General features: G+C 71.1%; 12 protein-coding genes and 1 tRNA gene. 7 read left to right on the top strand and 6 right to left on the bottom strand.

Annotation, left to right across the window (positions count from 1 at the left end; all coding sequences use genetic code 11):
* The first annotated feature begins 11 nt into the window (after positions 1-11).
* On the top strand, positions 12-1,496 hold the full coding sequence (locus tag NP777_RS29890) for a purine-cytosine permease family protein (protein ID WP_256653284.1): 1,485 nt from the start codon (positions 12-14) through the stop codon (positions 1,494-1,496).
* Between the two features lie 231 nt (positions 1,497-1,727).
* Here the strand turns inward: NP777_RS29890 and NP777_RS29885 are convergent, their stop codons facing one another.
* Together NP777_RS29885 and NP777_RS29880 are read right to left on the bottom strand one after the other, a co-directional pair.
* Positions 1,728-2,003: a hypothetical protein gene (locus NP777_RS29885; RefSeq protein WP_256653283.1), complete on the bottom strand. Its 276-nt coding sequence runs from the start codon at positions 2,001-2,003 to the stop codon at positions 1,728-1,730.
* 109 nt (positions 2,004-2,112) lie between these two features.
* Entirely contained in the window at positions 2,113-3,492 is a 1,380-nt protein-coding gene (locus NP777_RS29880; protein ID WP_256653282.1) for an acyl-CoA synthetase, read from the bottom strand.
* Positions 3,493-3,705: 213 nt separating this feature from the next.
* Here NP777_RS29880 and NP777_RS29875 point away from each other — a divergent pair, with 213 nt between their 5' ends.
* Positions 3,706-4,143: a hypothetical protein gene (locus tag NP777_RS29875; RefSeq protein ID WP_256653281.1), complete on the top strand. Its 438-nt coding sequence runs from the start codon at positions 3,706-3,708 to the stop codon at positions 4,141-4,143.
* 297 nt (positions 4,144-4,440) lie between these two features.
* Here the strand turns inward: NP777_RS29875 and NP777_RS29870 are convergent, their stop codons facing one another.
* A complete protein-coding gene (locus NP777_RS29870; protein ID WP_256653280.1) occupies positions 4,441-5,826 on the bottom strand; it encodes a cystathionine beta-synthase in 1,386 nt (461 codons plus the stop codon).
* 196 nt (positions 5,827-6,022) lie between these two features.
* On the opposite strand from NP777_RS29870, the gene NP777_RS29865 reads away from it, so the two are divergent.
* The 3 genes from NP777_RS29865 to NP777_RS29855 all read left to right on the top strand — a co-directional run bounded on the left by NP777_RS29865 (position 6,023) and on the right by NP777_RS29855 (position 9,788).
* Positions 6,023-7,054 carry an SGNH/GDSL hydrolase family protein gene (locus NP777_RS29865; protein ID WP_256653279.1) on the top strand — a complete coding sequence of 344 codons (1,032 nt, stop codon included), beginning with the start codon at positions 6,023-6,025 and terminating at the stop codon, positions 7,052-7,054.
* A 305-nt stretch (positions 7,055-7,359) separates the two neighbouring features.
* Positions 7,360-8,580: an acetyl-CoA C-acetyltransferase gene (locus NP777_RS29860; protein WP_256653278.1), complete on the top strand. Its 1,221-nt coding sequence runs from the start codon at positions 7,360-7,362 to the stop codon at positions 8,578-8,580.
* 272 nt (positions 8,581-8,852) lie between these two features.
* Positions 8,853-9,788, top strand: a complete 936-nt coding sequence (locus tag NP777_RS29855; RefSeq protein ID WP_256653277.1) for a hypothetical protein — start codon at positions 8,853-8,855, stop codon at positions 9,786-9,788.
* Between the two features lie 160 nt (positions 9,789-9,948).
* On the opposite strand, the gene NP777_RS29850 is transcribed toward NP777_RS29855, so the two are convergent.
* Positions 9,949-10,290: a hypothetical protein gene (locus NP777_RS29850; protein WP_256653276.1), complete on the bottom strand. Its 342-nt coding sequence runs from the start codon at positions 10,288-10,290 to the stop codon at positions 9,949-9,951.
* 119 nt (positions 10,291-10,409) lie between these two features.
* Between NP777_RS29850 and NP777_RS29845 the strand changes: the two genes are divergently transcribed.
* Positions 10,410-10,640: a DUF4287 domain-containing protein gene (locus NP777_RS29845; protein ID WP_256653345.1), complete on the top strand. Its 231-nt coding sequence runs from the start codon at positions 10,410-10,412 to the stop codon at positions 10,638-10,640.
* 149 nt (positions 10,641-10,789) lie between these two features.
* Here the strand turns inward: NP777_RS29845 and NP777_RS29840 are convergent, their stop codons facing one another.
* Positions 10,790-11,686 carry a Bax inhibitor-1/YccA family protein gene (locus NP777_RS29840; RefSeq protein ID WP_256653275.1) on the bottom strand — a complete coding sequence of 299 codons (897 nt, stop codon included), beginning with the start codon at positions 11,684-11,686 and terminating at the stop codon, positions 10,790-10,792.
* Positions 11,687-11,871: 185 nt separating this feature from the next.
* Positions 11,872-11,954: transfer RNA gene (locus NP777_RS29835), tRNA-Leu, on the bottom strand.
* 411 nt (positions 11,955-12,365) lie between these two features.
* Here NP777_RS29835 and NP777_RS29830 point away from each other — a divergent pair.
* Positions 12,366-13,139, top strand: a complete 774-nt coding sequence (locus NP777_RS29830; RefSeq protein WP_305890275.1) for an ABC transporter ATP-binding protein — start codon at positions 12,366-12,368, stop codon at positions 13,137-13,139.
* Positions 13,140-13,143 lie beyond the last annotated feature (4 nt).

Here is a 13,143-nt window from a genome sequence, read left to right as displayed (position 1 = left end):
AGGAGCACCGTATGACCGACACCCCGAACTCTCCGGACCCTCTGAACCCTCTGAACCCTCTGGACTCCCTGGACTCGCTGGTCGAAAAGCGCTCGATCGACGTCGTCCCGGACGCGGAGCGCCATGGCACCGCCTTCAGCCAGTTCACCCTGTGGCTCGGCGCCAACCTCCAGATCACCGCCGTCGTGACCGGCGCCCTGGCCGTGGTCTTCGGCGCCGCCGCCTTCTGGGCGATCATCGCCCTGCTGCTCGGCAACCTGCTCGGGGGAGCCGTCATGGCGCTCCACTCCGCCCAGGGACCGCGGCTCGGCCTTCCTCAGATGATCTCCTCCCGGGCCCAGTTCGGGGTCCGGGGCGCGATCGTCCCGCTGCTGCTGGTCATCGTCATGTACGTGGGCTTCTTCGCCAGCGGCAGCGTGCTCGCGGGACAGGCGGTCGGCGAACTCACCCATCTCGGCGACACCACCGGGATCGTCCTCTTCGCCCTCGTCACCGGCGTCGCGGCCGCCGTCGGCTACCGTCTGATCCACATCCTGGGCCGGATCGCGGGCATCGTCTGCGCCCTGGCCTTCGTCTACCTGGGCATCCGGCTGCTGGACCGCACCGACCTGGCCACCCTCCTGCACGACCGGACCTTCGACTTCCCGCTCTTCCTCCTCGCGGTGTCGCTGTCCGCCTCCTGGCAGCTCGCCTTCGGCCCGTACGTCGCCGACTACTCCCGCTATCTGCCGCGCGCCACCTCCGCGAAGGCCACCTTCTCCTGGACCCTCGCCGGCACCGTCCTCGGCTCCCAGTGGTCCATGACCTTCGGCGCCCTCGCGGCCGCCGCGGCCGGCCACGCCTTCGTCGGCCACGAGGTCACGTACATCGTCGGCCTCGGCGGCGGCGCGGCCCTGATCACCTCACTGCTCTACTTCGTGATCGCCCTCGGCAAGCTGACGATCAACGTCCTCAACACCTACGGCGGCTTCATGTCGATGGTGACCAGCGTCAGCGGCTTCCGCGGCCGCGCCACCCTCTCCCCGCGCGGCCGGGCCGCCTACATCGCCGGGATCATGGTCGCGGGCACCGCGGTCGCGCTGCTCGGCAAGGACAGCTTCCTGTCCTCCTTCAAGGACTTCCTGCTGTTCCTGCTGACCTTCTTCACCCCGTGGAGCGCGATCAACCTCGTCGACTACTACGCCATCGCCAAGGAGCGCTACGACATCCCCGCCCTCAACGACCCGAACGGCCGCTACGGCGCCTGGCGCTGGAAGGCCCTGTCCACCTACGCCCTCGGCGTCCTGGCCCAGCTCCCCTTCCTCTCCACCGCCTTCTACACCGGCCCCTTCGTCGCCCCACTGGGCGGCGCGGACATCTCCTGGCTCATCGGCCTGGCCGTCCCCGCCGCCGTCTACTGGCTCCTGGCCCACCGCGACACCGCCCACGTCCCGGACCACATGATCCTCACCCCGGAACCCCCCTCGAGCCGCCCGTACGCCACCGAGTCCGGGTGAGCGGAGCCCCACAAAGGCGTTCCCCATCGTGCCCTATTGCGCGAGGGCGGCGGAGACGCGTTCGCGCAGTGCGACCGCCCGGGGGTCGTCGTACGAGGTGTCTGGCTTTTCCCGGTACGACTACTACTCGTCAGGCCGTGACGATTGCGGCTGATGGACACCTCGACCTCGAAGGCGACTCTGGAGCAGTACAGCGTCCCGCCGGAGTGACCGGCGGGACGCGGCGGGGCGTCAAGTCCGAGCATCGGGGATGTCCGGTTTCGCCGCGCTCAGAGTGGAACCCGGGATGACGACGAGGCGCTCGTCAGGGGCGATGCTGGCGTCGTCGGGGAGTTTCGCCCGGTAGGTGTCGGTGAGGTCGCGGCCGATGACCGCGATGTCACCGTTGTCGAGCTGCCAGATGTCGGGGCACCCGTCGCGCCCTCCGGTGGTACCGAGTTCGCGCGCCGACTTTCCCAATCGGCGCGCGAACGAGGCGGACGGGTCGGCTTCCCACGCGCGGGTCATCGGTCTCTCCCTTCGTCGGTCCTTGGCCGCTGAAGCTAGGTCGCGGCGTCGCGAATGGCAACGGCGCGGGAAGCCGGAGGCCGGGGCCGAGGACTGAATCAAGCCGGGGTCAGGCCGGGGGGAGGAGCTTCTTCTGGGGCTTGCCCATGGCGTTGCGGGGGAGGGCCTCCAGGAAGCGGACCTTGCGGGGGCGCTTGTGGACGGAGAGCTGGGAGGCCACGAAGTCGATCAGCTCCCGTTCGCCGATGCCGTCGGCCACCACGTACGCGACGATCTCCTGGCCCAGGTCCTCGTGCGGGGCGCCGACGACGGCGGCCTCGCGGACGGCCGGGTGGTCCAGCAGGGCGTTCTCGACCTCGCCCGCGCCGATGCGGTAGCCGCCGGACTTGATCATGTCGGTGGAGGCGCGGCCCACGATGCGGTGGAAGCCGTCGGGGTCGACGGCGGCGATGTCGCCGGTGCGGAACCAGCCGTCCTCGGTGTACGAACCGGCCGTGGCCTCGGGCCGGTTGAGGTAGCCGTCGAAGAGGGTCGGGCCGGTGAGCTGGAGTTCGCCGATCTCGGCGCCCTCCTCGGCGGCGATCCGGGTGCGGATGCCCGAGAGCGGGGTCCCGACATAGCCGGGGCGGCGCTCGCCGTCGGCGCGGGTGCTGATGGTGATGAGGGTCTCGGTCATGCCGTAGCGCTCGATGGGGCGCTGGCCGGTGAGCCGCTCCAGCTCGCGGAAGACGGGGGCGGGGAGCGGGGCGCTGCCGGAGACCAGCAGCCGGGCGGAGGCCAGGGCGCGGGCGGAGTCCGGGTCCTGGACGATGCGGTTCCAGACGGTGGGGACGCCGAAGTAGAGGCTGCCGTCCGCCGCCGCGTACGCCGCCGGGGTCGGCTTGCCGGTGTGCACGAGGCGGCTGCCCGTCCGCAGCGCGCCCAGGACGCCCAGCACCAGGCCGTGCACATGGAACAGCGGCAGCCCGTGGACCAGGGTGTCCTCCGCGGTCCAGGCCCAGGCCGCGGCGAGCCCGTCCAGGTCCGCGGCCACCGCCCGCCGGGAGATCAGCGCACCCTTGGGCGCGCCCGTCGTGCCCGAGGTGTAGAGGATGAACGCCGTGGACTCCGGGTCCGGCTCCGGCTTCGTCCATGCCGCGCGCTCGGCCGGATCCACCGGGACGGTCTCGACCGGGGCGTCCACGGCCTCCCCGGTGAGCAGCAGGGTGGCGCCCGAGTCCCGCAGTATGTGGTCGCGTTCGGCCGGGCCGGAGTCCGGCGGTACGGGCACCACCGGCACCCCGGCCAGCAGCGCGCCGACCACCGCGACCACCGTCTCCGGGGTCGCGGTCGCCCGCACCGCGACGACCGGCGCACCGGCGATACGAGCCGCCACCGCGCCCGCGGCACCGAGCAGTTCCTCGCGCGAGAGCGCGCGGCCGGCGACGCTCAGCGCGTCGGGGCGGTCGTCGCCGGGCGCGGCGAGGGACGTGAGGAGAGGTGCGGTCACGGAACTGGCTCCTTCCACAGCGGGCCGGGGGTGTCTCTCGGGCCCGCTCGTCTTCCGGGGGTGGTCTCAGGGACTGGTCTCGACGTCTGGTCTCGACGTCTGGTTTCGGCGTCTGGTTTCGGGGGGCTGGTTCAGGGGGGCTGGTTCAGGGGGGCTGGTTCAGGGGGCTAGCCCTACCGACAAAGCGTCCCCGTGACCGTACCGTTCCTAAGCATGGACGCCCGTGACCCGGATCTGAAAAAGGAACTCGACGCGGCCCTGCAGACCCGTAAGGAGCTGGGTGCGGAGTACGAGTCGGAGCTGGTCGACTCCTTCATGGAGAAGGTCGAGCAGCGCTTCAACGATACGGCGGACCGCCAGGTCCGCCGCCAGCTCGCCGAACAGCAGATGGCGACGGCCCGCGGCAGCCGCCCGTACGCCACCGGCGCGCCCGCGGACCCGGCCCACGGCCTGGGCCTCGGCGAGCGCTTCGCCTTCGTCGGGGTCTCCCTGGTGCTGGCCATCCCGCTGTCGGCCATCGGCGTCGTGAACGCGGGCCTGCCCGGCCTGCTGATCACCTGGGCCGGAGTCTTCGGCGTCAACGCGGTCCACGCGGCCGGGGCTCTCTCCTGGCTGCGCCGGGGCCGGAAGTCCGAAGAGAGCGGGGGCTGAGAAGCGGAGACCGGGAGAAGTACTGCGCGGGGACCGCCGCACCCCGGTGACAAGTCACCGAGGGCGGGACGACGGCGGTCCCCGCGGGGACGCGGGCCGGGTCAGGGCCGGAATTCCGCGTCCAGGCGAACATGGAGGTCCGGGAGCCGCTCCGGAGGTCCTGTCGCCTCATCTCGGGTGTCGGTGTCGTCCTTCCGACGCCCACTAATCTGCCGGAGCTGTGTTAACCCTGTGCTGCGGGCGCGTGACACGTTCGTACCACTTGCCCGAAGGGCAGTTGGGGACCCTTACGGGCCCTCACTTCGGGCTGTTGGCCAGGTACGCCAGCAGGTCCTGCCGGCTCACCACGCCCTTGGGCTTGCCCTCCACCAGCACGATCGCCGCGTCCGCCGTGCCCAGCACCGCCATCAGGTCCTCGACCGGCTCACCGGAGCCGACATGCGGCAGCGGCGGGCTCATGTGCTTCTCCAGCGGGTCGGTCAGCTCCGCCCGCCGCGCGAACAGGGCGTCCAGCAGCTCGCGTTCCACCACCGAGCCGATCACCTCGGCGGCCATCACATCCGGGTGACCGGCGCCCGGCTTGACGATCGGCATCTGCGAGACGCCGTACTCCCGCAGGACGTCGATGGCCTCGCCCACCGTCTCGTCCGGGTGCATATGGACCAGCGAGGGCAGCCCGCCCTGCTTGCCCTGGAGCACATCGCCGACCCGCACCGAGGGGCCGTCCTCCTCGAGGAAGCCGTAGTCGGCCATCCACTCATCGTTGAAGATCTTCGAGAGATAGCCGCGGCCGCTGTCGGGCAGCAGGACGACCACCACATCGTCCGGGCCGAGCCGCTCGGCGACCTTCAGCGCGCCCACGACGGCCATCCCGCAGGAGCCGCCGACCAGCAGCCCCTCCTCCTTGGCCAGCCGCCGCGTCATCTGGAAGGCGTCCTTGTCGGAGACGGCGACGATCTCGTCCGCGACGGTCTGGTCGTACGCGGTCGGCCAGAAGTCCTCGCCGACGCCCTCGATCAGATACGGGCGGCCGGAGCCGCCGGAGTAGACCGAGCCCTCGGGGTCGGCGCCGATCACCTGGACCCGGCCCTCGCTGGCCTCCTTCAGATAGCGGCCGGTGCCGGAGATCGTGCCCCCGGTGCCGACGCCCGCCACGAAGTGGGTGATCTTGCCTTCGGTCTGCTCCCACAGCTCGGGGCCGGTGGTCTCGTAGTGGGAGAGCGGGTTGTTCGGGTTGCTGTACTGGTCGGGCTTCCAGGCGCCCGGCGTCTCGCGGACCAGCCGGTCGGAGACGTTGTAGTACGAGTCGGGGTGCTCGGGGTCCACCGCGGTGGGGCAGACCACGACCTCGGCGCCGTAGGCCCGCAGCACGTTGATCTTGTCCGTGGACACCTTGTCCGGGCAGACGAAGACGCACTTGTAGCCCTTGCGCTGGGCGACCATGGCGAGGCCCACGCCGGTGTTGCCGGAGGTCGGCTCCACGATGGTGCCGCCCGGCTTCAGCTCCCCGGAACGCTCGGCGGCCTCTATCATCCGGACCGCGATCCGGTCCTTCACCGAGCCGCCGGGGTTGAAGTATTCGACCTTGGCCAGGACGGTCGCCCGGATGCCTTCGGTCACGGTGTTGAGCTTCACCAGCGGGGTGTTGCCGACCAGCTCAATCATCGATTCGTAGTACTGCACACCTGCTCCTGGTCCGGTTCCGCGGGTCTCCGCGTCGGGGCGGCCGCCGTCGCGGGGCCGTGCTGTCAGCTTATTGCGCGCTGCCGCCCTCCGACCGGCGCGTTGGGACGAAGCCTGCACGGGGCAACAAGTTGTTAGCAAGGCGTACAAAGGAGAAAGAAGCGCGTGCGCGTGCGGACGGAGGTGGGCTGGACCCATGTCGATGTCGAGGGCGAGGGTGGCGCGGCGGATCGCCGCCGCGGCGGCGTACGGGGGCGGCGGGATCGGGCTGCTGGGCGGGGTGACCGCCGTGCTGTTGCTCACCGAGGTGTCCCATGCGAAGCGGGTCGTGGGCGGGGCGGACGATCCGCCTCCGCGTGCGGACGGCCGATATGGCTTCGCCTTCGCCCGCAGGACCGGCCAGTCACCGCTGCGGCTGGCCTTTCTCGGCGACTCCACGGCCGCCGGGCAGGGCGTCCACCGCCCTAGTCAGACCCCGGGCGCGCTGCTCGCCTCGGGGCTGGCGGCGGTCGCGGAACGCCCGGTGGACCTGCGCAACGTGGCGCTGCCGGGGGCGCAGTCCAGCGATCTGGAGCGCCAGGTCACGCTGGTGCTGGAGGATCCGGACCTGTTCCCCGACGTATGCGTGATCATGATCGGCGCCAATGACGTCACCCGGCGGATGCCGCCCGCCAACTCGGTGCGGCTGCTGTCGGACGCGGTGCGCAGGCTGCGCGAGACGGGCTGCGAGGTGATCGTGGGCACCTGTCCCGACCTCGGCACGATCGAGCCCGTCTATCAGCCGCTGCGCTGGATCGCGCGGCGGCTGAGCCGGCAACTGGCCGCCGCGCAGACGATCGGGGTGGTGGAGCAGGGCGGGCGCACGGTCTCGCTGGGCGATCTGCTCGGGCCGGAGTTCGCGGCGAACCCGCGGGAGCTGTTCGGCCCGGACAACTACCACCCCTCGGCGGAGGGGTACGCCACGGCCGCGATGGCCGTTCTGCCGACCCTGTGCGACTCGCTGGGCCTGTGGCCCGAGGAGGCGCCGGAGATGCTCGACGAGGGCATCCTGCCGGTCGCCACGGCGGCGGCCGAGGCGGCCGCGGAGGGCGGCACGGAGGTCACCGCGGCCCGCGGCCCCTGGGCCCGTCTGCTGCGCCGCCAGGGCCCCGCCACGAAGGAGCCCGCGGCCGTCTCCGGCTCCCCCGACGCCTCGTCCCCGACGTCGCCGCCGACTTCGGGCCGCTGAGAACTGCTGAGGGCGCTGACCCGGGCCGGGCCGGGCCGCGCCAGGCGTCACGTACGGGCCGTACGGGCCCCTGACGCGACCTTGAGGCCCCCCGGCGCGCCCTTGGGGCCCCCCGACGCGCCCTTGGGGCGCCCCGACGCGGCCTTGGCGTGCCCCCCGCAAGCGGGGCCCACTTCGACCGCACTGAGCGTACGCTTGGAAAAAAGAGTCCCGCGTCACAGCCCGCACCCCGTGACCCTGCCGATACGTACGGGTAACTTCCCTCACAGTCCCGCCCGCACCCACCCCGCCCCCATGGAGCCGTGATGCCCGAAGCAGTGATCGTCTCTGCCGCCCGTTCTCCCATCGGCCGCGCCTTCAAGGGTTCGCTCAAGGATCTGCGGCCGGACGACCTCACCGCCGAGATCATCAAGGCCGCGCTCGCCAAGGTCCCCGAGCTCGACCCCCGCGAGATCGACGACCTGATGCTCGGCTGCGGGCTCCCGGGCGGTGAGCAGGGGCACAACCTGGGGCGGATCGTGGCCGTACAGATGGGGATGGACCACCTCCCCGGCTGTACGATCACCCGCTACTGCTCCTCCTCGCTCCAGACCTCGCGGATGGCGCTGCACGCCATCAAGGCGGGCGAGGGCGACGTCTTCATCTCGGCGGGCGTCGAGATGGTCTCGCGGTCGAAGAAGGGCACCTCGGACGGGCTGCCGGACACCCACAACCCGGTGTTCGCGGAGGCCGAGGCCCGTACCGCCACCCGCGCCGAGCAGGGGGGCTCCGACTGGCACGACCCGCGTGAGGACGAGTTGCTGCCCGACCCGTACATCGCGATGGGCCAGACCGCCGAGAACCTGGCCCGGCTCAAGGGGGTCACCCGCGAGGAGATGGACGAGTTCGGCGTGCGGTCCCAGAACCTCGCCGAGGAGGCCATCAAGAAGGGCTTCTGGGAGCGTGAGATCACCCCGGTGACCACCCCCGACTCCACGGTCGTCAGCCAGGACGACGGCCCCCGCGCGGGCACCACCCTGGAGGCGGTGCAGGGCCTGAAGCCGGTCTTCCGCCCCGACGGCCGGATCACCGCGGGCAACTGCTGCCCGCTCAACGACGGCGCCGCGGCGCTGGTGATCATGTCCGACACCAAGGCGCGGGAGCTGGGCGTGACGCCGCTGGCGCGGATCGTGTCGACCGGTGTCACCGGCCTCTCCCCCGAGATCATGGGTTACGGCCCGGTCGAGGCGTCCAAGCAGGCGCTGGCCCGCGCCGGGATGTCGATCGGCGACATCGACCTGGTGGAGATCAACGAGGCGTTCGCCGCGCAGGTCATCCCGTCCTACCGCGATCTGGGCATCGACCTGGACCGGCTCAATGTCAACGGTGGCGCGATCGCCGTGGGCCACCCCTTCGGCATGACCGGCGCCCGGATCACCGGCACGCTGATCAATTCGCTGCAGTTCCACGACAAGCAGTTCGGCCTGGAGACCATGTGCGTCGGCGGCGGCCAGGGCATGGCCATGGTCATCGAGCGCCTGAGCTGAGCCGGGCTGAGCCGATCCGCGGAGCCGGGCCGGACGGCCGCGTCGTAGCGCGTCTGCGACACTGGTTCGGCCCGGGCCGTGACCGAATCTCCCCCAGGATGTGACAAAAGTCCTGGGGGAGAGCCGTCTCCCCAGCTCAGCACCGGTGACCAAAGGCCCGCCCGGCACCGAATTCTGCCCATTTGGTGATGGTATGCACTGACGTCGAGAGGCGATAAGCCTCAAGCTGAGGTAGGAATTCGGGGGATCTACAGCCAACCGGGAGTACGTCAGTGAGCCCCACGAGTCTTGTCCTCCTCCTGGCCGCGGTGACCGCCACGGCCGTAGGGGCGGCCGCCCTGCACACCGCGCGCGGTGTGCGCCGGCAGATCAGTGAGCTGCGTGCCGAGCTCGCGGCCACCGTGGCCGCCGGTGCCCGGACGGGCGGCGGAGGCGGCGAAGGCGGCGGCGGCGAGGAGAGCGGCGCGACGGTGCCCGCGCCCCGCGCCACCCCGGCCGCCGAGATACGCGCGGCCGTCGCCGACGCGCTGGCCGAGGAGCGGGAGCGCGAGCTGGCCGAGGCACGGGCGTTCTGGGCCGCCCAGGAGGCCAGGGACTCCGCCGGAGCGGCCGATGCCCACTCACTGCTGAGCGGGCCGGGCGGGTTCGAGGACGCCTCCCAGGACGCGCAGCTCTTCGTGCCCCGCCAGGCCGACCTGGCCGGGCTCGAACCGCTGCTCGGGCTGGACGCGCTGGGCCCCGAGGCCATGGACCCGGGCGGGGACCCGGAGCCCGAGGTCGAGTCCGAGGTGGAGCTGGAGCTGAGCGCCGGGGCGGAGCCCGCGGCCGAGCCCCGGGAGTCGGCCGAGCTGGCGGCGGCCCGCCGTCGCCATCCGTCCCACCCCGACTTCGCGCCGTCGTCGCCCGTCGCCGACCACGACCGCACGGTGACCCGGCTCACCGAGCTGGCCGACGCCCGCACCCCGCTGTCCGACGTGCGGCCCGGCCCCCTCGGCACCCTCGATGTCTACGTCTTCGCCGACGGCACCACGATCTGCATGACCCCGGGCCACCGGGAGACGGCCGAGCGGCTGGCGGACGCGCTGCGCGAGGGCACCGCCCCGGTGCTGCTGGGCGGCTCGGGCGTCTCCGGTGCGTATGCGCTCACGTTCGGTTGCGGCGAGGAGAACGTGTACGTCCTCGCCGACCGCGTCATCGCCTCGCTGTAAGGGACCCAGCGCCCCGCTGCGGGCGGAACCTCGGGCGGTGAGCGGGCTCCCTGTACTTGTCAGCGGGCCCCGGGCCGCAAGCACGCCCGCGGCCGCAAACACGCCCCCGGCCGCAAACACGCCCCCAGCCGCAAACACGCCCCGGGCCGCAAGCGCGCCCTCAGACCCCGCAGCGCCCCGCCGCCTCCGTCACGAGCGCCACCGCGTCGGCGGCTCCCCGCGCCGTTTCGCCGCCCCCGGCGCCGCCCGGCGCACGCTCCAGCGCGTGCACCAAGTCATGTCCGGCCACCGCCACCTGGTCGGCGACCACGAACAGCCCCGCGTCCGGCATGATCCGCGGCGGGGTTCCCGGCTCCTCAAGCCGCTGGGCGCGCACCGACAATTCCCTAGCCAGGGCCAGTCCTTCGGCCGCCGCGCCCGCGCGCAGCCGGGACTGCGGAAGGGCGCGCAACCGGTCGGCGAGCCGGTCGACGGCGGACAGGAGGGGGGAGACATCATCCACGCTCCGAGCGTATGCGCCACTGAGGGACTGTTGCCAACGGGCGAACACTCAGGCACGGTGAGCTGAAGGAAACCCGGGCCATGGACCCGGGTCCGGCATGGAAGCGTCCGGAGGCGCCGATGTCCCAAATCTTCTCCGACGAGACTCACCGGAACCTACTCTCCCGCATCCCCCAGTGCACGGGCCGTGAAGTCGCCGAATGGCTGCGCACGGTCGACGAGGGCCCCGCTTTCTTCCGATTCGAGGAGAAGGTCAGCTGGCTGCGCGGCGAGCATCAGCTCGCCTATGGCCATGCGAAGGCCATCATCCATGAACACGACTTGAGGCGTGCGGCACGCAAGCTGCTGTAGCCGCTGCCCGGAGGCAGAAGCGTGTATGACAGACCCACCGAGCGGAGCGGCTTAAGCCGCACAGGAAGAAGGGCCCGCGGAGGTTCCCCTCCGCGGGCCCTTCTATGTGCTCTGTGTGCCGGCTATGTGCTGCGCGACACCCAGGGGCACTAGTCCCTGAAGATCGAGATCAGCCGGAGCAGCTCCAGGTAGATCCACACCAGCGAGAGCGTCAGCCCGAAGGCGGCCAGCCAGGACTCCTCACGCGGAGCGCCGTACCGGACGCCGTCCTCCACCTGCTTGAAGTCCATCGCCAGGAACGCCGCGCCGAGCACGACGCCGATGAGGCCGAAGACGATGCCGAGGCCACCGCTGCGGAAGCCGAGGCCGTCCCCGCCGCCGATGGCGGCGAACAGCAGGTTGACGGCCATCAGCAGGACGAAGCCGATGGCCGCGGCGAGCACAAAGCGCTGGAATCGCGCGTTCACCCGAATGAGGCGGGTCTTGTACGCGACGAGCACACCGACGAACACGGCCATCGTGCCGAGCACGGCCTGCATCGGGATGCCGGACCAGCGCTCGTTGTACACCTGGCTGATGACGCCCAGGAAGAGACCCTCGAAGAGGGCGTAACCCATGATCAGCGCGGGCGAGGCCGTGCGCTTGAACGACTGGACGAGGCCGAGCACCATCGCCACGAGCGCGGCGCCGATGCCCGCGCCCACCGGAAGCTGCGCGATCCACGCGACCGCGGCGGCGACGATGACGGTACCGAGGGTCATACCGGTGCGCATGACGACGTCGTCCATCGTCATCCGGCCGGTCTGCAGCGGGCCCGCCGGCGGCGCGCCGTACATCTGCTGCAGCTGTTCGGGGGTCAGATTCTGCTGGTCGCCCGCCGCATAGGGGTTGTTGGGCGCCTGTGTCTGCGCGTACGGGTTACCGCCCGCGTACGGGTTGGCCTGACCGGCGGCGGGACTCCCGGCCTGCGGCGCCGCGCCGAAACCGGCGTAGCCGCCGCTGCGGCTGAACCCCCGTCGCGAGAAGACCGGGTTGCTGCTCCTCATCTCACTCCTCCGTGGCCGCCGGGCGCGACCTTGACTCAAGAGTAATGGGTAAGCAAAGAAAGCACCCTAGTGCCCAAGGAGGATCTTTTCATGCAGGAAGAGGCCGCGCGAGGCCCCTGCGGGCCCCGCGCACGCACTGGGGGCGACCATCCACACACGCTGAGTGCGCCCACCGGATCTGAAGGTGCCCGGAACCGGACTTGAACCGGTACGCCCGCGAGGGGCAGCGAGGTTTAAGCTCGCCGTGTCTGCATTCCACCATCCGGGCAGCGGTTCCCCCTGGGCCGTACGGTGCGCATACGGCCCTCCCCTGGAAGAGAGCAGCACGAGCCTATCCGGGGACATGCCCCCGCACAGTGGATCCGCAGACCGAGGTTGTCTTATTTTATTGGCAACTGAGGGTGCATCAGCAGCGGGGCGGGGTACCCGAAGATGCCGACGGCCATTGGACCTGCCGATATGCCCTGAACCCCCATTAACTGGGGATTGACGCAATCTCGACGCCCCGGACGGGGCGTTCTCTCCTCCTCAGGGAGGACTCCGCCGCCACCACCTACATCGCGAGACCCCCACGAGAACGGGAACACGGGCTGATCCCGTCCCCTTTCACAACCGGAACCATGGAGTGACGTCCCGCCCACTCCGCAGAGCACGACAGGAGCCATTCACCGTGACCACCATGCCCCTCGGCGTCAAAACCACCGCCCACTCCGCCGCGGCGGCCGCTCGCGCCACGGACCTGAGCAAGGTCTACGGCGAGGGCGAGACCCAGGTAATCGCCCTGGACTCAGTCTCCGTCGAGTTCCGCCAGGCGGAGTTCACCGCGATCATGGGCCCCTCCGGCTCCGGCAAGTCCACGCTGATGCACTGCATGGCGGGTCTCGACACCATCTCCAGCGGCTCGGCCCGGATCGGCGACGTCGAACTGACCACGCTCAAGGACAAGAAGCTCACCCAGCTGCGCCGCGACAAGATCGGCTTCATCTTCCAGGCGTTCAACCTGCTGCCGACGCTGAACGCGCTGGAGAACATCACCCTTCCGATGGACATCGCGGGCCGCAAGGCCGACCAGGCGTGGCTGGACCAGGTGGTGGCCACGGTCGGTCTGGCCGGGCGGCTCAAGCACCGTCCCAACCAGCTGTCGGGTGGTCAGCAGCAGCGCGTCGCCGTGGCCCGCGCCCTGGCCGGCCAGCCGGAGATCATCTTCGCCGACGAGCCGACCGGCAACCTGGACTCCCGCTCCGGCGCCGAGGTCCTGGGCTTCCTGCGCAACTCGGTGCGCGAGATGGGCCAGACGATCGTGATGGTGACCCATGACCCGGTCGCCGCGTCCTACTCCGATCGGGTGGTCTTCCTGGCCGACGGCCGGATCGTGGACGAGTTGCGGAACCCCACCGCCGACGGGGTGCTGGACCGCATGAAGCGCTTCGACGCCAAGGGCCGCACGAGCTGACGCG

Source organism: Streptomyces rugosispiralis, assembly GCF_024505145.1.
In the GTDB taxonomy this organism is placed as follows: Bacteria; Actinomycetota; Actinomycetes; order Streptomycetales; family Streptomycetaceae; genus Streptomyces; species Streptomyces rugosispiralis.
The sequence above is the reverse complement of the archived record's forward strand: the minus strand, read 5'-3'. Positions and strand labels throughout refer to the sequence as shown.

What these genes read in the sequence shown, in the direction of transcription:
- NP777_RS29890 (WP_256653284.1), top strand. Translation starts at nt 12, where the DNA reads ATGACCGACACCCCGAACTCTCCGGACCCTCTGAACCCTCTGAACCCT.
- NP777_RS29885 (WP_256653283.1), bottom strand. Translation starts at nt 2,003, where the DNA reads ATGACCCGCGCGTGGGAAGCCGACCCGTCCGCCTCGTTCGCGCGCCGA.
- NP777_RS29875 (WP_256653281.1), top strand. Translation starts at nt 3,706, where the DNA reads ATGGACGCCCGTGACCCGGATCTGAAAAAGGAACTCGACGCGGCCCTG.
- NP777_RS29865 (WP_256653279.1), top strand. Translation starts at nt 6,023, where the DNA reads ATGTCGATGTCGAGGGCGAGGGTGGCGCGGCGGATCGCCGCCGCGGCG.
- NP777_RS29860 (WP_256653278.1), top strand. Translation starts at nt 7,360, where the DNA reads ATGCCCGAAGCAGTGATCGTCTCTGCCGCCCGTTCTCCCATCGGCCGC.
- NP777_RS29845 (WP_256653345.1), top strand. Translation starts at nt 10,410, where the DNA reads ATGTCCCAAATCTTCTCCGACGAGACTCACCGGAACCTACTCTCCCGC.
- NP777_RS29840 (WP_256653275.1), bottom strand. Translation starts at nt 11,686, where the DNA reads ATGAGGAGCAGCAACCCGGTCTTCTCGCGACGGGGGTTCAGCCGCAGC.
- NP777_RS29830 (WP_305890275.1), top strand. Translation starts at nt 12,366, where the DNA reads ATGCCCCTCGGCGTCAAAACCACCGCCCACTCCGCCGCGGCGGCCGCT.